The following is a 19,687-nucleotide window of genomic DNA, read 5'->3' on the forward strand; positions in this document are numbered from 1 at the left end:
ACCCGGCTTTTTTAGTTTTAATAAAAATCGTTAATCATCGTGCCGACGACGATTACGCCTGTCCCGATTGTAGTTGTCATCTTCATCGGCCCAACGCGGACCGGATTCATAGCCCCGGTTAAAATTGCGGTTTTGCTGCTCCCGGTTGCGGTAATCATTATCATCGTCGTTGCTGGTCATGCTGTTCCATGCATTGCTGATAGAGTCGCCCATCCGGTCGAAAAAGCCGCGATCCCGATCTTGGTTATAATTGCGGTCGTTGCGGTAATTATTCTGGTAACGGTTGCGGTCATCATCGTCATAGTCCTTGCGGCCAATGCCGGGAGCTTCCCAGTTGCCCCGGTTGCCGCTGGTATAACGGTAATCATCTTGCTTGTAGCCTTCGCGCTCGCCCCAGAACCGGGTGCCGCCATGGTCGCCTTGCGGTGGGTCGTTGTAATAATTGCCGCGTCGGTCGCCGTAAGTGTTCTGGCTATCGTAATTTTGCTTATCTCCGAAATTACGATTCTGATTTTGATAGCGGTTCTGGTCTTGGTTATAACGCTGATCCTGGAAACGGTTCTGGCTTTGATCCTGATTTTGGTTCCGGTCTCTGTCGGGCCGGTTATCGCCGTAGTTTATCCGGTTCGCATCGCGGTAGGCGCTGTCGGGGCGGGCACCGTAATGCGTTTGTCCGCGCTCATTGCCTTCGTTGCGATTCTGATAATTTTGGCTGCTGCGGTATTGGTCTTGCGGGTTCCGGTCGCCGCGGTCGCGGTAAATATTACGGCCAACCCGTTGGTTTTCTTCTAAGTGTCTGCGGTCGGGGTTAAAGTTTTGCTCCTCTTCCCCCGAGTGTCTTGTGTTATAATCCATAGTTTTATTTTATTAATTAAGTTAAAATCCTTTGCTAAAGGGTTTGGCTTTTTTTACGGGAATAACTTTAAGAGAGTTAAGAAATAATTGAGCAGCAGAATATTATTAAGCTTTTAGACAGCCGCATTCTAATAATTACTGCTTACGCAGGCACAGATTCTACTAAATATTTTATAGGTATCTGACAATAATGTTATTCCGGAGCTAAACAGGGAAAGTTGTATTTTCTGTAAGGGTTTGTAATACAAAAGGCTATAATTATTATGTACTTATGGGGCTCGGGCTGGTAATTAGATTAATGCCATTTTGTCTTGTTCTTTTGCTCGTGCCTAAATAAAACAGCAATTTTTACAGTATGGTATAAGATTTGTTTTGTTAAGAAACATAAGATCATGAAGGGAAAAGACGATGTATATCATAAAAAATAAAAAAATATTAAAAAGCTTTGGTAACCAGATTGACCAACTAAATACCTTAACCGGTGGCATTAGTATGGCTCAGTTTAAGGTAACTAATAAGCCAGATAAAATGGTGGTAACTGTGTTGGCACCATCGGTTAGTCCAGACCTGATACAGGTACAGGTAGAGTATAATAAACTGATGGTGTATGCTACTTTACCGTTAAACGAAGAATATAATACCGAGCAGCCAAGTGTTAATTTGCCTTTGTTTGCGCAGGTTATTGACATACCGTTTCACGTGGATGTAGACCAGATTCAGGCCAATTACAGAAACGGCAAACTGCACATAAACTTACCGTTTACCGAAGGCCGTTTAAATAACCGCCGCAGTATTCAGATAGAACAGGAGTAAAACTGTTGAAATAAAAATAAACGAGGGGCTATGAATAATGGCCCTTTTTTATTTACTTTATATAAATGGTGCCGGAAAGCGGATAGCTCACGGTGCTTGGCTAAAACCAGAATATACCGGTGGGCCGGAACAAAAACATTTTTATAGGAGTTTAAAGGACATGGTTAATTTAATATTTCCTCCCAAATACATGGCCGTGTATGCGCAATGCATCGATGATTCGTTACCGGCCTTCGAGCCCCAGGAATGGATTCAGGAAGGGCGCATTTACCAGGTTAAACATTACACCGAAGCTTTGAATAATAGTGAGGGTTTTGCCGTTACCATTCTGGACGCAAACGGCGAAGAAATTCATCCGTCGCCGTCGCACTGGAGTTTTGCTTCGGACCGTTTCGAAATATTTAGTATCTGTTTGAATTAATTTTTCGTAGGTGCAAGCATATTTTTTTATTTAGAGCAGAGGGAGAAATGCTGGCACAGGAAGAGTTTAAAGTTTTAACCACCACCGAACAAGTAGCTATTTTGCGCAATCATGGCAATTACATTCATTACCGGGTTAAGGGCTGGTGCAAAATTGAGCTTTATTGGTTTCATAAATTTTACGTAGAAATTTGGTATTTGCACAACGACCAAACTGTTGGATTAATTAGGGTACTTACCGGTAAACCATCGCTGGAGCCTTACCTGGATACCATTCAGCTTAAAGTGGTTTAACCATTTATTTAAGAACAAGCTTTAGAGGTTTTTTAAGGTACCCCCGAAACCGGAATACCTACCGCGGTAAATAATAATTTATCAGTGTTTATAAATAAAATTAGCCGGCCAGTAATATTTAAATATTGCTGGCCGGCTAATTTTATTTTATGCCCATATAACTGGTGGCAAGTGTACGCTTTGCAACTACCTCTACATAATTGTTTTTTGTTGGGTAAAAATAATTTTTACTTTAATACAAAACTTTTGTAAAGCAAACCTGCCCTATATGAAAACAATTGCCTTGATTGCCCATAACGAGAAAAAAAACGAACTGCTAGCCTGGACCAAGCAACACCGCGAAATATTGCAGCATTACGAATTAATTGGCACCTCTAACACCGCTAAATTAATTAGTGGTTTATTGGGTTTAGAAGTAAAGCCTTTTGGCCACGGCCCCAGCGGCGGCGATATTTTACTTTCGGCCAAAATTTTAAAAGGCAAAGTGCAGAAAGTAATATTTTTTATTGATTCTGAAAACCCCCACGGCCACGAACACGATATTCAAACCCTAATCCGGACGGCGGTAATTAACAACGTGCCCATTGCGTTAAACCGGGCCTCGGCCGATTATATTATTTTGGAACAGCAAACGCAACCTTAAGCTAGTCTAGGAAGGAGCAGCCTATTTCTAAAGCGCGTGGAATATGCTAATTTGGTAAATTATCTTAAAAAAAAGGCCTCTGCCGCGTATAGCAGCAGAGGCCTTTATGTAAAAGCAGCTTTGGCTTTTAAGCAGCCTGGTGGTGCTCGTCGTTATCATCCGCAGCCCGGGCCACTACAAAAATTGTTACCACTGCCACCGCAGCTACCGCTAAAACCATTTGCCGGGGCGTTAGTTTTTTACTGGCTTTCATCAGCAGGTGACCGGTATCTTGCAGTAAATCGGGTAGTTTTTCATAGTTACCGTCTTTAAATACGTGCATCACATTTTCGAAAGCCCGCGATAAATCCTGTGGTTGTACTAGGGAAGTATTATTAGCCTGATCCATAATTTTAGTTTTTGTTTAGTGTTCTCTACTTTTTATAGCACCTATTTGTTGCAGGCAGGCCTATTTTAGGCCTATTTGCCAACAGCATTTGCTATACGTAAAACTATAAACCACGGCTAATCATTTTTTAGATTTATCAATAACCAACAATACTAAGCCAATTGGTTGCCGCCAGCGTTTTTTACCTCTTCGCCGATTTTCTGCAATATTTTATCCGGGCTGTACATCATGCTGGCCGGAAAGCCAACATTTACATTGTTTACGGCCAGGGTTTGGGTAGCCTCATCGTAGTTGTATTCGGCTGATACGCCTTTCTCAGAAATACGACCGTTGTTGCCGGCCAGGTTAATGCCAAAGCCAGATAATTTTGAACGAAGATTGTTATAGATTTCGGGAGAGATACCGGAATATTGCGCGCTTTTTGCCATAATTTTAATTTGTTAGTAAGGGTTTAAAGTAAATTAATATTTCTAATTAACGCATTTGCAGTTGATTTTGCCTAAAAAAGAGGACACAAATAGTTGTTTTAACGAATTGTTAATATGCTTTCTGCTTTTAACTACTAAAGGCCAAGTACTTCCAGGCCTTGGTCAAATACCACGTCTACCGGAATATTAGCCTCGCTCAGGCGGTCGAGGTCGGCTTGCAGTTTGCTGTCTATTTTGCCTTGTTCTTCCAGTAATTTTCCTACGCCAGCATAATCGCCGTTGCCTTGCAAGGTTAATATTTCTGCCGATAATTTATTCATGGCCTGTTCCATTTTAGGATAGTTTACGCGGTAGGTATTGGTTTTTTCGTCGCGTTCAAAAGCGCCGTTCTGGGCAAAAAAGTTAAAGCGCACCATATTGGCCTGCCCGTGGGCACTGGCGGCGCCAAACCTTACCGACCGAAAAATACCCGCCAGGAAAGTAGTATAATAATCTTTCATGTCGCCTTGGATTTCGCCTTTGGCGTGCAACTGGTTTATCATGTACAAGCCCAGAATATCGGCTTTGCCTTCTTCCAGCGCCGAGCCTTTTTCTTTTAAAGCATCGCGCACGGTGCCCTGGCCGTTTACCAGGTTTTTAATGCCCAGCCCGTGTGCCACTTCATGAAACATGGTTGTCGCAAAAAAAGCATCGAAGGTAACGTGCTGCCGCTGGTCTTCGGCAATTAAGGTAGTGGCAATGGGCTGCATTATTTTATCGAATTTGGCCTGCATGGCATTTTTTAGCTGCAGCCGCCGGGTGCCTTTTTTTAACTGTACTTCTTCGTCGTTGGGCAGGTTAATGGCAATGGTTTTGCTGCCCGCATTGCAATCGCCGGCGTAGTAAATTACATCGTAGGCGTTCAGGTCAGAGTCGGTGCCGGGCTTTTCTTTTTTATATTTTTCAGCTACCGGTAGGCCGCGCTGTAATTCGGGCAAGAATGCCGCGTACCGGGCCAGTTTTTTACTCCATTCCTGGTCTTTTATTAATACGTAAGCTTCGTGCGCGGCTTTGTAGTTAAATAATTTGTCTTCGTAAACTTCTATGGGGCCTACCACAAAATCGATGGTGTTGGTTTTCATATCCATCCAGGCTAAATCGCTGGGCTGGTAGTTATCGGTGAGCAATGCCTCGGCCCGCAAGGTTAAATATTTCTTCAGCCCCGCATCTTCGGCCAAACCGGCCGCTTGCCGCAATAATTCGGCAGCTTTTTCTACCTGCGCTTTAAATTGCACGTGGTACGGTATGGTTATTAACTGGCCTTTTGGGTCGCGGCGCAGCAAGGTATATTGGCTCTTCTTATCTTTTAAATCAGCTTTTTCAAACTCCTCTTTGGTCATATCGGGCGGGTAAAAATTAGCTGCTTCGGGCTTGGGACCAATATTTTTAATAAAAGGGGTGTTGTTATCTAACCTATCCCAGGGGCCGTAATTTATTTGTACCAGCCGGCGGGTGGCCCCGTCCGAGATAGAATTCAGCAGCGAGTCGCGCTGCCCATAAGCTTCGTACCAGAAAATATCATCCATTATTTTGGCCACCTCAACCAGCAACGGAATCATTTGTTTTTCCTTAGCCGTTAGCTTATTTAAATCGGTGGTGAGGCTAACTTCTTCGTATTTATTCAGGCGTTGGTGCAGCGGTGCGGCAGTTTCGTCTGGGGTGGCCGTGGTGCCCTTGGTTTGGTTGTCGGTTTTCTTTTGGTTAGAACAGCCAGCCAGCATTAAACTGCCCACAGCCAGGAATAGCATATATTTAAGCTTCATACAAAACAGGTTTAGCAAGTGAGGCTAAATTACAAATTTTATTGGGGTATACGTGTCGATTTAACTTTTACCAATTGCTTAGCTCTCGTAAAGTTCCAGGGGTAATTTGTCAGGGTCCTGAAAAAAGGTAAACCGTTTGCCGGTTAGTTCATCTACCCGAATTGGTTCGGTAATTATTCCTTTTGCGTTTAGCTCGGCTACAGCGGCCTCTAAGTCTTTAACTGCAAAAGCCAGGTGGCGTAAACCGCAGCTTTCGGGTTGGCTTTGGCGTGGCGGCGGTTCCGGAAACGAAAACAGTTCTATCTGGTAAACGCCATTTACGGCTAAATCTAATTTATAAGATTGCCGTGGTGCCCGGTACGTTTCCTGTATTACCTGCAGGCCTAATTTCCCAACGTAAAATTCTTTCGAAACAGCGTAATCCGAGCAAATAATGGCAATATGATGAATGCGGTCGAGTTGCATGGTTTAACAGAATAGGTTAGATGCCGTAAAAATAAATATAGAAAGAAACACTATATAATAATATTAAATTCGCGCTAAAGGTAAAGCCGTTTAAACAAGAACCTGAATTGGTGCTCAGCAAAAATTCAGATAGAGCAGCAAGCATGCGTAAAAAAATACTCTTTTTGGGTTTAATCGGTTTACTTGCCTGGGGGTTGGTGAAAATTCTTTTTTTTTCGGGTATTACGCAAACCCCGCCTGCACCTACTTTCCGGAAGGCAACTGAACCCGGTTTTGTGTGGGCCAGTGCCGGCGAACACTATGCCCGGGGCTGGTTAGGTGAATTTTTACTCGGGCAGCACTACCGCCCGGTCTGGACTACGCCCATAAAAGTGCCTGTATTAAATTTAGCTCAGCTAAAAGGTGGCATGCGCGTAGGAAAATTGGGCGGTGGCCAGCAAACTACCAGCTTAAGCTTAATTGCCCCTAACGGACAAACCTGGGTGTTGCGCTCCCTGGATAAAGACCCCGTGAATATTTTGCCGCCGTTCTGGCGACGCACCGTTTTTGCCGATTTATTACGCGATCAGATTTCAGCTTCTCATCCGTATGGTGCCTTGGTGGTAAGCCCGCTAGCCAAAGCCGCAGGAATATTTCATACCAATCCGCAGGTAGTTTTTGTTTCGGCTTCCGATTCCCACATTCAGCCTTTTAAAAACCGGATGGGAGATAAATTATTCCTGCTCGAAGAAAAATACGGCGACAGTGCCCGGGTGTGGCCGCAGTTTAAAGAAGCTTCGGAACTGGTAGATAGCCGCGTTATGCTCGATAGGCGATTCCGGTACCAGAACCACCGCATCGACGAAAAAGCTTTTGCCCAATGCCGGTTGTTCGATTTATTTATTGGCGACTGGGACCGGCACGAAGGCCAATGGAATTGGGCTGCCTTCTCCACTGATTCGGTCACGTATTATAAACCTATTCCGAAAGATCGCGATCAGGCTTTTAGCTTGTACCAGGACGGCCTACTGCCGTGGTTACTTACCCGCAATTTTGCCATGCCTAAGTTTAGCCATTTCGATTACCAGGTTACTAATGTTAAGGGTTACACAATAAACGCCAGTTTTATAGATGCGCGCGCCCTTACCAGCGTAACCTTGCCCGAATTTAAAGCATTGGCTAAGCAACTGCAGGCGCAACTAACCGACTCTGTGCTAGAAGCAGCCGTAAGAATATTGCCACCAGCGGTTTATAAATTAACCGGCCCCGATTTAGTTAATAAACTCAAAAGCCGCCGCCAGAACTTAGTGGCGATAGCAACAAAATATTACCGGGTACTAGCCCGCCACGTAATAATTCCGGGCACCGACGAGCGCGAAAAGTTTGTAATTAAGCGTTTGTCAAACGGGCAAGTACAGGTTACTATTTACCAGCTAACTTCTGCTGGTGCTGTCCGGAACCTGTATTACCAACGCCTTTTTACCAGCCACGAAACAAAAGAAATTACCTTACATGGTTTGGCGGGCGCCGATATTTTTGAAGTAACGGGCAAAGTAGAACAAAGCATTAAAATAAATATTGTGGGCGGTTTAGGCGAAGATATAATCACTGATTATTCGCAGGTAACCAGCGGCCAGAAAAGCACCATTATTATTGATACCCACGAAGGCAACGAAATAATTTGGGGCCCCAGCTCAGAAGACAAAACTTTAAAAGAAGATCTCTCTGTTCATTATTTCGATCGGGAAGGTCTGTAATCCATTGATTATTTATGTGTTATGGTAGTTTAAAAGTTTATTACTACTGATTTTGCTTAAACAAAAAAGGCAAAATAAATATCCTTTCAGGAAGCCTTGCGTTAATTATTTAATTTACTGTTTCGTAATGTTGTACCTGTAAATACTTAACTCACCCAGAAGATGCATAGGCTTATGAGAAAGTATAAATAATTATCTGAATATAAGAATTTTCTATTCCATATTTGCTTATGCGCATATTTATTTTATATGGAGTTTATATTTATATATATTTGGCGAATTTTAAATGATGAAATCTGATGGATAATTATTCTTATATCGCAAATGCCCACGCTGCATATATTGATGAATTATATAAAAGCTACCAACAGGACCCCGAATCGGTGGATTTTGGCTGGCGGAAATTTTTTGAAGGCTACGATTTTTCGGTTAAATACGCCGGCAGCAACGGTAATAGCGCTAACGGACATGCCGCAGTAGCAGAACCTAAGAAAGAAACAACTGCCCCAACTGTTACCAGCGACGTTGACAAAGAAGTACAGGTACGTAACCTGATATACGCCTACCGCAGCCGCGGCCATTTGCGCTCTAAAACCAACCCGGTGCGCCCGCGCAAAGACCGCAAAGCCCGCCTGGATTTACCAGATTTCCATTTAACCGAAGCCGACCTGGACACCGTGTTTAGAGTTGGCGAAGAAATTGGCATTGGCCCGGCTACTTTACGCGATATAATTGGGGCGCTGAAAAAAATATACGAAGGCACCATTGGTTTCGAGTACATGTATATCCGCGATCCGGAAATTCTGGATTGGTTCAGACAAAAAATCGAGCATGAGTCTTTGAATTTTGATCCATCATTAGATTATAAAAAACGCATTCTTTCTAAACTGAACGAGGCCGTTGTTTTCGAAAACTTCTTACATACTAAGTTCTTAGGCCAAAAGCGCTTCTCTTTAGAAGGCGGCGAAACCACTATTCCGGCCTTGGATGCAATTATTGATAAAGGTTCGGAACTGGGCGTAAAAGAAGTGGTAATTGGTATGGCACACCGTGGGCGGTTAAATGTGCTGGCCAATATTATGGGCAAAACCTACGAGCAAATCTTCAGCGAGTTTGAAGGTACCGCCGTACCGGATTTAACCATGGGCGATGGCGACGTAAAATACCACATGGGTTATTCCAGCGAAGTACAAACCCCATCGGGTGGTACCGTTAATTTAAAACTGGCACCAAACCCCTCGCACTTAGAGGCGGTAAACCCGGTAGTAGAAGGTTTTGTGCGGGCCAAAATCGATTCGATGTACGGCAACGATTACAAGAGCATTCTGCCAATTTTAATTCACGGGGATGCGGCGCTGGCCGGGCAAGGCATTGTGTACGAAGTTACCCAGATGTCGAACCTGGATGGTTATAAAACCGGTGGTACCATTCACTTTGTTATAAACAACCAGGTTGGTTTTACCACCGATTTTGAAGATGCCCGCTCATCAATCTACAGCACCGATGTGGCCAAAATTATTGATGCCCCGGTTATTCACGTAAACGGCGACGATCCGGAATCAGTAGTATTTGCCGTGCGCATTGCTACCGAGTACCGCCAGCGGTTCCACAACGATATATTTATTGACATGGTGTGCTACCGCCGCCACGGTCATAACGAAAGCGACGAGCCTAAATTTACGCAGCCGCAGTTGTATAACCTTATCTCGAAGCACCCGAACCCGCGCGAAATTTATAACAAAGATTTAATTAACCGGGGAGAAGTAAATGCGCAACTAGCCGAGAACATGGATAAGGAGTTCCGCGATATGTTACAGGATCGCCTGAACCTGGTAAAACAAAAGCCGTTGCCTTACAACTTCCAGAACCTGGAAAAAGAATGGCGGAATCTTCGCCGTTCCGAGCCGGTTGATTTTGAAAGTTCGCCAGATACCAGCATTAGCGCAGAAGCAATTCAGAAAGTAGGAAAAGCCCTTAGCTCCATTCCGGAAGGTTTTAAACCGCTGAAGCAAATTGAAAAATTGCTGAAAGAACGCCAGGATATGTTCTTTAACCAGCAAAGCTTAAACTGGGCAGCGGCCGAATTATTGGCTTACGGTTCTATTTTATTAGAGAATAAAATTGTGCGTTTATCGGGCCAGGATGTGCAGCGGGGTACTTTCTCGCACCGCCACGCCGTTTTGCACGATGCCGAAACCAACGAAGCCTACAACAGCTTAAATTATATTGATGCCAGCCAGGAAAAATTAAGAATTTACAATTCTTTGCTTTCGGAATACGGGGTACTGGGTTTTGAATTTGGCTATGCCATGGCTAACCCTAATGCACTGGTAATCTGGGAAGCCCAGTTCGGCGATTTTGCCAACGGCGCGCAGGTCATGATCGACCAGTTTATTACCCCATCAGAAACCAAATGGCAACGGATGAACGGTGTGGTAATGTTGTTGCCGCACGGCTACGAAGGCCAGGGCCCGGAGCACTCCAATGCCCGTCCGGAACGTTTCCTGCAATTATCAGCTGAATATAATATTGTGGTGGCTAATATTACCACTCCGGCTAACTTCTTCCACGTTTTACGCCGGCAACTGGCCTGGACATTCCGGAAACCGTTAATTATTATGTCGCCGAAATCAATGCTGCGCCATCCGTTATGCGTATCGCCGCTGCAAGACTTTACCAGCGGTTCTTTCCGCGAAGTAATCGGCGACAATTATGCCGAACCAAAAGCGGTAACCAAAATATTACTGTGTACCGGTAAGCTGTATTACGAATTACTCGAAGAGCAACAGCAAAATAAACGCACCGATGTGGCCATTATCCGGATAGAACAGTTGCATCCGTTCCCGCATATTCAGTTAGAAGCCGAACTAAGCAAATACAGCAATCCTAAAGTTTACTGGGTGCAGGAAGAGCCATCTAACATGGGCTATTGGGCTTATATGATGCGGGCTTTACGCCTCAAAAATATTCTGACGGATGGAATTGCCCGCAAAGCCAGTGCCTCGCCGGCAACCGGTTATCATAAAGTACACGGCAAACAGCAGCGCGAAATCATAGAAAAAGCATTTAGCATTTAAGAAAAAAGAAAAAATTTAAAAAGAAGTTAATGTTGTCTGATTGTTCTTTCTAATTTGCAAAGCGCAATTCTTACTAAAATTAATGTCTGATTTATATTAGAAAAACTATGGGTCTTGAAATTAAAGTGCCGGTTGTAGGTGAGTCCATTACAGAAGTAACCATTGCTAAATGGCTTAAAAAAGATGGCGAGCAGGTTGCAATGGATGAAGTTATCTGCGAACTGGAATCCGATAAAGCCACGTTTGAACTACCCGCCGAAGCTGCCGGTATTTTAAAAATTCGGGTACCCGAAGGCGAAACCATTCCGGTTGGTTCGGTTTTGGCCGAAATTTCTGGTAACGGCGCTGCCACTGCAGCACCAGCCAGCAATGATGGCGGCAATCCCGCCGAAAACCAACAGTCGGGGTATGGCGGTTCAGGTCAGCCAACCAGCAATGCACCAGCTCCGGAAGTTGTTTCGGGGGCTTCTGCTAATCCGCAAGCCGCCGAAGAAAACGCAACTGGCACCGGTGAAGAAAAAGAAATAAAAATACCAACCGTTGGTGAGTCTATAACAGAAGTTACCATTTCTAAATGGTTGAAAAAAGACGGCGAGCAGGTAGCAATGGATGAAATATTGTGCGAATTGGAATCGGATAAAGCTACTTTTGAATTACCCGCCGAAGCTGCCGGAACTTTAAAAATTATTGCCCAGGAAGGCGAAACCATTCCGGTAGGTTCGGTAATTTGTAAAATTCAGGTAGGTAGCGGGGCGGGTGCGGGTGCTTCCGCTCCAACTGCTACCCCAGGTGCTCAACCGCAAGCCCAAGCGGCCGCAGCTCCATCTGGTGGTACTTCGGCGTATGCTGCCGGAACACCTTCGCCGGCTGCCGGTAAAATATTAAGCGAAAAAGGTATTAACGCTACTGATGTGGCCGGTACGGGTCGGGATGGTCGCATTACCAAAGAAGATGCCCTGAAGGCCCAGTCTAAACCCGCTGCTCCGGCTTCCGCACCTGCTTCTCCGGCTGCTGCGCCAGCCGCCGCACAACCAGCTAACGTTGGTAGCCAGGTTGGCAACCGCAACCAGCGCCGCGAGCGCATGTCGAGTTTGCGGAAAACCGTAGCGCGCCGTTTAGTAGCCGTTAAAAACGAAACAGCCATGTTAACTACCTTTAACGAGGTAGACATGAAGCCGATTATGGACATACGGGCCAAGTACAAAGACAAGTTTAAAGAAAAACACAGCGTAGGCTTAGGCTTTATGTCGTTTTTTGTAAAAGCTTGTACCGTAGCTTTACAGGAATTCCCGGCCGTAAACGCCATGATCGACGAAGGCGAAATGGTTTTCAACGACTTCTGCGACATTTCCATTGCCGTATCGGCGCCTAAAGGTTTGGTAGTGCCGGTAATCCGCAACGCTGAATCAATGTCGCTAGATGGTATTGAAAAAGAAGTAATCCGGTTAGCTACCCGCGCCCGCGATAATAAAATATCCATCGAAGAAATGACCGGCGGTACCTTTACCATTACCAACGGTGGCGTATTTGGCTCTATGATGTCTACGCCTATTATCAACGCGCCGCAATCGGCTATTCTAGGGATGCACAATATTGTGCAACGCCCGGTTGCTATTGATGGCCAAGTGGTTATCCGGCCCATGATGTATGTTGCCTTATCTTACGACCACCGCATCATCGATGGCAAAGAATCGGTAAGCTTCCTGGTACGAGTTAAAGAACTCCTAGAAGACCCAATGCGATTATTATTAGGCGTGTAAAATAATTATGAGTTAGAAAGAGGGGGGAGGTTTTAAAGTTTCCCTCCTTTTTTATATATGGTTTTATAGATTCCGGCTTAAATGCCAGAATAATTAATAAATTAAGCGAAATGAAATACGACGTAACAGTTATTGGTTCCGGGCCGGGTGGTTATGTGGCAGCGGTTCGTTGCGCCCAGTTGGGCTTAAAAACGGCCATCATTGAAAAATATAATGTGTTGGGTGGTACCTGCTTAAACGTGGGTTGTATTCCTTCCAAAGCCCTACTCGATTCTTCGGAACACTACCACAATGCGGCGCACACCTTTAAAACCCACGGTATTGAGCTCGATAACCTGAAAGTGAACCTGGAGCAAATGATTAAGCGCAAAGCCGACGTTATTAAATCTAATAACGATGGTATTTCTTATTTAATGAAAAAGAATAAGATAGATACCTATTTTGGCCTAGGCTCTTTCGTAGACAAAAACAAGATTAAAATTACGGGCACCGATGGCCAGGTACAGGAAATTGAAACCGATAAAACCATTATTGCCACCGGTTCAAAGCCTACCATTCTGCCCTTTATTCCGGTAGATAAGCAACGCATTATTACTTCTACCGAAGCTTTAACTTTAACCGAAGTGCCTAAGCACATGGTTATTATTGGGGGCGGAGTTATTGGCTTGGAGTTAGGTTCGGTATACGCCCGTTTGGGTTCTAAAATTACCGTGGTGGAGTTCCTGGATTCGATTATTCCGACCATGGACCGGGCGCTGGGTAAAGAGCTGCAGCGGGTATTAAAGAAAACCTTAGGCTTCGAATTTTTCTTCCAGCACAAAGTAACCGGTGCTACCAATACTGGCAGCGGCGTAACGGTAACAGCCGAAAACCCAAAAGGTGAGACTGTTACGTTTGAAGGTGATTATTGTTTGGTATCTATTGGACGCAAACCTTACACCGAGGGTTTAGGCCTGGAGAATGCTGGCGTACAAATGGGCGAGCGCGGCATGATTGCCGTAAACGACCACCTGGAAACCAACGTACCCGGTATATTTGCTATTGGCGATGTAGTACGGGGTGCCATGCTGGCGCACAAAGCCGAAGAAGAAGGCGTACTGGTAGCCGAATATATTACCGGTCAGAAGCCGCACATTAATTATAACCTGATACCCGGAGTAGTGTATACCTGGCCCGAAGTAGCTGGCGTGGGTTACACCGAAGAGCAACTGAAAGAACAAGGCCGCGCTTATAAAACTGGTTCATTCCCGTTCAAAGCCTCTGGTCGGGCTAAAGCCAGCATGGATACCGATGGTTTTGTGAAAGTACTGGCCGATAAAGAAACCGACGAAATATTGGGCGTGCACATGATTGGTCCGCGTATTGCCGACCTGATTGCAGAAGCCGTAGTTGCCATGGAGTTCCGGGCCTCGGCCGAAGATATTGCCCGCATGAGCCACGCGCACCCTACTTATACCGAAGCCATGAAAGAGGCTTGTTTAGCTGCAACGGACAACCGGGCTATACATATTTAAAATTTCTTTTAGTTTAACGTTAAAAAGCCACTTTGGAATTTCCAAAGTGGCTTTTTAGCATTTATTTAAAGGTGCTTAAACATTTTTTATTTACCCGGTAGCCTGAATGAAAGAAGTTACTGGCAATGGCATAAGCAAATAAGCACAGATGCATGGCAATTATTAATGATATAAATATTCGTAAGCGCTGTTTTCCTTTACAGGATAATCAACAGCGTTGTATTCGTAAGTATTTTTAGCTGTGCTGCTTTGCGGAATGCCCGGCGTATTGGTAAAGGAAGTGGTTTGGGTTTCGATAATATTATTGGGGTTGGTATAGAGGCCCGGCAAACCCAGTTCCCGGTAAATCCGGAAAGGATTATTCTTTGTATCGTACAGGAAAGTTGCCGTGTGAATTAACTGGGGTGTTGCCCCGGCAGATTGATTAAGCAAAGAATAATAATGCTCTTTACTAACATTCCCTCTGCTGTCGTAAGAGAAAGTATTGTATTGCGTAATCCTGTCAGTAGCATCATGAATATTTACCCGTGTAATTAAACTGTCGGTGTATTCAAAGCTTCGCTTCGAAGTATAAATAAATGCATTATTCTGCTTCTGGTAATATTTGGCTGTTATTAATTGGTTGTTTGGGTTAAACGTGTACAGCGTATAACCGGATATTTCGGTGTTGGCAGCCGTCATTAATTCAGTACGCTTGTTTAGCGTAGATGATGAAAAACTGCTAGGGTCAATTGCATTTTCCTGCTTAATTAAATCTCCTTCCTGGTTGTAATAAAATTTGTTATAATAATTAAGACTTTCTGTTTCTAATATTCTCCCCGAAGCATCATAAACAAACCGGGTAGCTGTTTTTCCCGGCAACGCCTTAATTTCTTTTATTAACCAGGAATTTTTAGCTACAGGCGCTACATTCTTTTCTTCTGTACAGGAAAATATTGTAACCAGAAATACAATCAGTGGTAGAATGGCTTTTTTCATGCGCTTTCAGCAGCTTTTATTTTAATGAGTATTATGCATTGCAAATGGTTGCAAGTGGTGACAATGTATTAAATGCTTAAAGCTTAATATTTTTTGTTTTAAGCATTTACGAAGTAGCCTAACTGTATTTAAATTAATATTTTATGGCTTCAGGCAACCCCGCACATCTTAATAGCATCTTAAAAGTATTTATGCCTTTAAATTAAAAATATATAGGTTTAAAATAAATAGGTGAAGTTTTTCGGTTATATAATAAAGAGAAATTATATAAATTATTTGTAATTAAAAATCTAAGCAACTAACTTGTATTGCATACTACTATGCTAAACATATAAGCTGTTAATTTAGGTGACTAAACAAATATATGATTCAGTTAAAAGATATTCATAAATATTATGCGGTGGCCCAGAACAAGCTGCACGTGCTGAAAGGAATTGATTTGCATATCCGGGAAGGCGAATTGGTATCGATTATGGGCTCATCGGGTTCCGGCAAATCTACGCTGCTGAATATTTTGGGTATTCTGGATGATTACGATAAAGGCGATTATTATTTAGCCGGCACCCACATAAAAAACCTGTCGCAAACCAAAGCGGCCTTTTACCGGAATAAATTTCTGGGTTTTGTATTTCAGTCGTTCAACCTGCTTTCTTTTAAAAACGCCATGGAAAACGTGGCTTTGCCGCTTTATTACCAAAAAGTTGGTCGCCGCGAACGCAATAAACTGGCCTTAGAATATTTAGACCGGGTAGGCTTGAAAGAATGGGCCGAACACTCACCCAACGAAATGTCGGGTGGGCAGCGGCAACGAGTAGCCATTGCCCGCGCGCTCATCAGCAAACCTAAATTAATTCTAGCCGATGAGCCAACGGGTGCCCTCGATACCCAAACTTCATACGAAGTAATGGAAATATTTAAAGAGGTAAACCTACAGGGCATGACGGTGGTAATTGTAACCCACGAAAACGATATTGCCGCCCAAACGCACCGCGTTATCCGCCTGAAAGACGGCCTGATAATAAACGAAACCGAAAACGTAGAGCTTTACAACAGTTAATATTTAGCTACGCATCAGCATAAATTAAAAACAAATAATTATGCAGCACCTCAGGATTTTTTCAGTAGCCTTTTTTTTACTAACCTTTACCTGCACAATTGCTTTGGGCCAGGCAATTAATGAAGATTTAATTATTGGTAAATGGAAGTTTGTTAAAGCAACGACCGGTAATACGGAACTAGCTTACCAATATAACGGTGATCCACTCCTTACTTTCGAGAAAGGCGGCCATTGGATTACAGAAGACACTAATCCGAAATACCGGCAAAGCGGCAGCTGGAAAATAGAGAATAATATTTTGATAAGAGATCCGGAAGTATCCGGGTTAGGCGATATCGGGCCTTACACCAGAGTTATAGATAAACTAACCAAAACAGACTTGGTGTTTTATGCCCCTGATAACGGAGCCCGTACCTTTACTTTTTATTTTACCAGAATAGAATAACCAACATTGGCCGTATGGCTGATCGGTTATAAGCTTAAATCCTTTTTAATTTTTTGAACAATACTACTTAGGTATTAATACTCGCAAATGTTAATATAATAAAGGTTTAAGCAATCCATACTTGTCATTCAGGAGGAAACTATTTAGCAGGCAGCCAAATAGGTTCCTCCTGAATGACAAGTGTGGACTCCTGTAAATGAATAGTTATTAAATGTCCCTTTGGAGGGGAAGGTTATAAAGATTAAAACGGCAATTTTGCTAAAGCCCTAATTAATCAGTTTGTAGTAATTAGCAATCGGCAACCAACAACCAACAACCAACAACCAGCAACCAACAACTAACAACCAGCAATCAACAACCAGCAATAAACCATGTTTGATTTAGATAAATGGCAGGAAATATTAGGCACGATGCGCAAAAACAAACTGCGTACTTTCCTGACGGCATTTGGCGTTTTCTGGGGAATATTTATGCTGGTTTTATTACTGGGCGTTGGTAAAGGTTTAGAAAACGGCATTTTTAACCGTTTTGGCGATGGGGCTAAAAACAGTATTTTCTTCTCCAATGGCCGCACTTCTTTGGCGCATCAGGGCCTGGCACCCGGCCGGGAAATAAATTTTACGAACGACGATATTACCGCTATTGAACGGGAGGTAAATAATTTAAAAATTATTGCACCCCGCAACCGGCTTTTCGGCGAATTTACCATTAACTACCAAAAACAAAACGGCTCTTACCAGGTATTTGGCGCTACGGACCAGTTCTTTAAAATGAACGGCGAAAAGCTAAACAAAGGCCGCTTGCTAAACCCCAACGACGATAAAGAAAAACGAAAAGTAATTGTGCTGGGCGAAACGGCTAAAAATGTGTTGTTCGGCGATTCGGTAAATGCGGTGGGCGAATACGTAAATATTAAAGGTATTTATTTTAAGGTGGTCGGGATATTTAATGCCAGCGGCAATAACAAAGGCCGCCGGGAGGAGCGGGCTTACATACCCTTTACCACGCTGCAAACCACTTTTAACCAGCCTAACAAAGTACAGATGCTGGCTTTAGTTGCCCAGGATGGTATTCCTGCCGATGAAATTGAAAAGCGCGTACGCAAAGTGCTGGCTACCCGCCATAAATTCTCAGAAGAAGACCCTTTGGCGCTGCAGGTAAACAACAACGAACGCGAGTTGAAGCAATTAAATGGCCTATTCAGCGGCATTCGTACTTTCGTCTGGATTGTGGGCATCGGCACTTTAATTGCCGGTATTGTGGGCGTAAGTAATATCATGCTCATTATTGTAAAAGAACGCACCCGCGAAATTGGTGTCCGCAAAGCTTTAGGTGCTACGCCTTTCTCGGTGGTAAGCTTGATTTTACAGGAATCTATCGTAATAACTGCTTTTTCAGGGTACCTGGGTTTGCTGGCCGGCGCGGGTTTGTTAGATGGTATCCGGTATTTACTGGAGTCGAGCGGGGCCGAGTTGCCCTTTTTTGCCCGGCCCGAAGTAGACGTGGAAGTTGCCATTGCCGCCACCATTGTGCTGGTTATTTCGGGGGCTGTTGCCGGCTTGGTACCTGCCTTGAAAGCCGCTAATATTAAACCCATAGAAGCCTTACGCGCTGACTAACGCAAATATTCTCATGAGCATTATCGACTTGGATAAATGGAGTGAAATTTATGCTACCGTAAAGAAGCATAAGTTAAGAACTGCCCTGACAGCTTTCGGGGTGTTCTGGGGAATATTTATGCTGATTGTGCTATTAGGTGCTGGCAAAGGCTTGGAGAATGGGGTAGTTAAAGATTTTAACGTGGCTAAAAATGCGGTATTTGTCTGGACCCAGCGCACGAGTATTCCTTACAAAGGCTTAAAAGCTGGCCGGTTTATTCAGATGACCAACGACGACATGGCTGCGATTAAGCGGGAAATTCCGGAAGTGGCTATCATCAATCCGAGTACATCGTTGGGCGGTACTTTTACGGTGAGTTACAAAACCAAAAGTTCTTCTTTTTCGGTGCGCGGCGATTACCCGGAGTTTCGTCAGGTGGAACCCATTCTGATTTTAAAAGGCCGTTTTCTGAACCACCTCGATTTAAAAGACAAACGCAAAGTAGCGGTAATTGGGGAGCGGGTAATAGAAGTATTATTTGGGAAAGACGCGAATCCCATCGGGCAATATATAAATATTAAAGGCGCTTTCTTCCGGGTGGTGGGTGTTTCGCGCGGTGCCGGCAAAGGCGAAGACCTGATTCAAAACGCCCAAACCATTTATATTCCTACTACTACCTTGCAGCAAACCTACAACCAGGTAAATAAAATTGGCTACTTTGCCATGACGCCTAAGCCCGGCATACCCGCCGCCGTGGTAGAAGACAAGGTAAAGCAGTTCCTGATGAGCCGGCACAAAGTAGACCCCAAAGATTTAAAGGCTTTTGGCTCCGCTAACGTCGAAAAAGAGTTTCAGGAGATACAGGGGCTGTTTACCGGCATTGCGGCATTTAGCTGGATTGTGAGCATCGGTACCATTATCGCGGGTATTATTGGCGTGGGTAATATTATGCTGATTGTGGTAAAAGAGCGCACGAAAGAAATTGGCGTGCGCAAAGCCCTCGGTGCTACGCCCTGGTCTATCATTAGCCTTATTATTCAGGAGTCGGTGGTGATAACGGGTTTTGCCGGTTACCTGGGTTTGCTGGCGGGCACCGGCGTAGTGGCTCTTATAGATTACCTGATGACGAAATACGAAGTAGATGCCGGTTTCTTTTCGAACCCGGAAGTAAACGTACCTATTGCCCTGACCGCTGTGTTGCTGTTGGTTTTTACCGGCACGCTGGCCGGCTTAATTCCGGCCACCAAAGCGGCTCGTGTTAACCCCGTAGAAGCCCTCCGGGATGAATAAATTGATTATTGTTGATTGTTGAATGGTTGAAGTGTTGGATTGTTAAATTGTTAATTACTAACAGCTAGTCACTAAAAACTTAAAGCGAACAACTTAAAACTAACTACTAATAGCTAAACACTA

18 protein-coding genes are annotated in these 19,687 nt (G+C 44.0%); 12 read left to right on the forward strand and 6 right to left on the reverse strand.

Annotated features, from left to right (window positions below):
- Nucleotides 1-30: 30 nt before the first annotated feature.
- Nucleotides 31-855 carry a hypothetical protein gene (locus tag F0145_RS12440; protein WP_150088735.1) on the reverse strand — a complete coding sequence of 275 codons (825 nt, stop codon included), beginning with the start codon at nt 853-855 and terminating at the stop codon, nt 31-33.
- Between the two features lie 408 nt (nt 856-1,263).
- Between F0145_RS12440 and F0145_RS12445 the strand changes: the two genes are divergently transcribed.
- From F0145_RS12445 to F0145_RS12460, 4 genes are all read left to right on the forward strand, one after another.
- Nucleotides 1,264-1,668, forward strand: a complete 405-nt coding sequence (locus F0145_RS12445; protein ID WP_150088736.1) for an Hsp20/alpha crystallin family protein — start codon at nt 1,264-1,266, stop codon at nt 1,666-1,668.
- A gap of 160 nt (nt 1,669-1,828) precedes the next feature.
- Nucleotides 1,829-2,089: a hypothetical protein gene (locus F0145_RS12450; RefSeq protein ID WP_150088737.1), complete on the forward strand. Its 261-nt coding sequence runs from the start codon at nt 1,829-1,831 to the stop codon at nt 2,087-2,089.
- Between the two features lie 47 nt (nt 2,090-2,136).
- Entirely contained in the window at nt 2,137-2,382 is a 246-nt protein-coding gene (locus F0145_RS12455) for a hypothetical protein (RefSeq protein ID WP_150088738.1), read from the forward strand.
- A 268-nt stretch (nt 2,383-2,650) separates the two neighbouring features.
- On the forward strand, nt 2,651-3,025 hold the full coding sequence (locus F0145_RS12460; protein ID WP_150088739.1) for a methylglyoxal synthase: 375 nt from the start codon (nt 2,651-2,653) through the stop codon (nt 3,023-3,025).
- 127 nt (nt 3,026-3,152) lie between these two features.
- Here F0145_RS12460 and F0145_RS12465 read toward each other — a convergent pair whose 3' ends face one another.
- From F0145_RS12465 to gloA2, 4 genes are all read right to left on the reverse strand, one after another.
- The gene (locus F0145_RS12465) at nt 3,153-3,413 is read right to left on the reverse strand and encodes a hypothetical protein (protein ID WP_146894861.1); all 261 of its coding nucleotides are present in this window, start codon (nt 3,411-3,413) and stop codon (nt 3,153-3,155) included.
- Between the two features lie 152 nt (nt 3,414-3,565).
- Nucleotides 3,566-3,841 (reverse strand): hypothetical protein, encoded by a 276-nt coding sequence (locus F0145_RS12470; RefSeq protein WP_150088740.1) that lies wholly within the window; start codon nt 3,839-3,841, stop codon nt 3,566-3,568.
- Between the two features lie 134 nt (nt 3,842-3,975).
- Nucleotides 3,976-5,643, reverse strand: a complete 1,668-nt coding sequence (locus tag F0145_RS12475; RefSeq protein ID WP_150088741.1) for a dipeptidyl-peptidase 3 family protein — start codon at nt 5,641-5,643, stop codon at nt 3,976-3,978.
- Between the two features lie 78 nt (nt 5,644-5,721).
- Nucleotides 5,722-6,108, reverse strand: a complete 387-nt coding sequence (gene gloA2, locus F0145_RS12480; RefSeq protein ID WP_150088742.1) for an SMU1112c/YaeR family gloxylase I-like metalloprotein — start codon at nt 6,106-6,108, stop codon at nt 5,722-5,724.
- 143 nt (nt 6,109-6,251) lie between these two features.
- On the opposite strand from gloA2, the gene F0145_RS12485 reads away from it, so the two are divergent.
- From F0145_RS12485 to lpdA, 4 genes are all read left to right on the forward strand, one after another.
- Nucleotides 6,252-7,844, forward strand: coding sequence for a hypothetical protein (locus F0145_RS12485; RefSeq protein ID WP_150088743.1), 1,593 nt, complete (start codon nt 6,252-6,254; stop codon nt 7,842-7,844).
- Between the two features lie 299 nt (nt 7,845-8,143).
- Entirely contained in the window at nt 8,144-10,921 is a 2,778-nt protein-coding gene (locus F0145_RS12490; RefSeq protein ID WP_150088744.1) for a 2-oxoglutarate dehydrogenase E1 component, read from the forward strand.
- Between the two features lie 107 nt (nt 10,922-11,028).
- The gene (gene odhB / locus F0145_RS12495) at nt 11,029-12,681 is read left to right on the forward strand and encodes a 2-oxoglutarate dehydrogenase complex dihydrolipoyllysine-residue succinyltransferase (RefSeq protein WP_150088745.1); all 1,653 of its coding nucleotides are present in this window, start codon (nt 11,029-11,031) and stop codon (nt 12,679-12,681) included.
- A gap of 110 nt (nt 12,682-12,791) precedes the next feature.
- Nucleotides 12,792-14,195: a dihydrolipoyl dehydrogenase gene (gene lpdA, locus F0145_RS12500; protein WP_150088746.1), complete on the forward strand. Its 1,404-nt coding sequence runs from the start codon at nt 12,792-12,794 to the stop codon at nt 14,193-14,195.
- A gap of 162 nt (nt 14,196-14,357) precedes the next feature.
- Here the strand turns inward: lpdA and F0145_RS12505 are convergent, their stop codons facing one another.
- On the reverse strand, nt 14,358-15,173 hold the full coding sequence (locus F0145_RS12505; RefSeq protein WP_150088747.1) for a hypothetical protein: 816 nt from the start codon (nt 15,171-15,173) through the stop codon (nt 14,358-14,360).
- 364 nt (nt 15,174-15,537) lie between these two features.
- On the opposite strand from F0145_RS12505, the gene F0145_RS12510 reads away from it, so the two are divergent.
- From F0145_RS12510 to F0145_RS12525, 4 genes are all read left to right on the forward strand, one after another.
- Entirely contained in the window at nt 15,538-16,230 is a 693-nt protein-coding gene (locus F0145_RS12510; protein WP_150088748.1) for an ABC transporter ATP-binding protein, read from the forward strand.
- A gap of 40 nt (nt 16,231-16,270) precedes the next feature.
- On the forward strand, nt 16,271-16,675 hold the full coding sequence (locus F0145_RS12515; RefSeq protein WP_150088749.1) for a hypothetical protein: 405 nt from the start codon (nt 16,271-16,273) through the stop codon (nt 16,673-16,675).
- A gap of 371 nt (nt 16,676-17,046) precedes the next feature.
- Nucleotides 17,047-18,294 carry an ABC transporter permease gene (locus tag F0145_RS12520; protein ID WP_150088750.1) on the forward strand — a complete coding sequence of 416 codons (1,248 nt, stop codon included), beginning with the start codon at nt 17,047-17,049 and terminating at the stop codon, nt 18,292-18,294.
- A gap of 13 nt (nt 18,295-18,307) precedes the next feature.
- Nucleotides 18,308-19,564, forward strand: a complete 1,257-nt coding sequence (locus tag F0145_RS12525; RefSeq protein ID WP_150088751.1) for an ABC transporter permease — start codon at nt 18,308-18,310, stop codon at nt 19,562-19,564.
- Nucleotides 19,565-19,687 lie beyond the last annotated feature (123 nt).

This window comes from Adhaeribacter rhizoryzae, assembly GCF_008629685.1.
GTDB classification, from domain to species: Bacteria; Bacteroidota; Bacteroidia; order Cytophagales; family Hymenobacteraceae; genus Adhaeribacter; species Adhaeribacter rhizoryzae.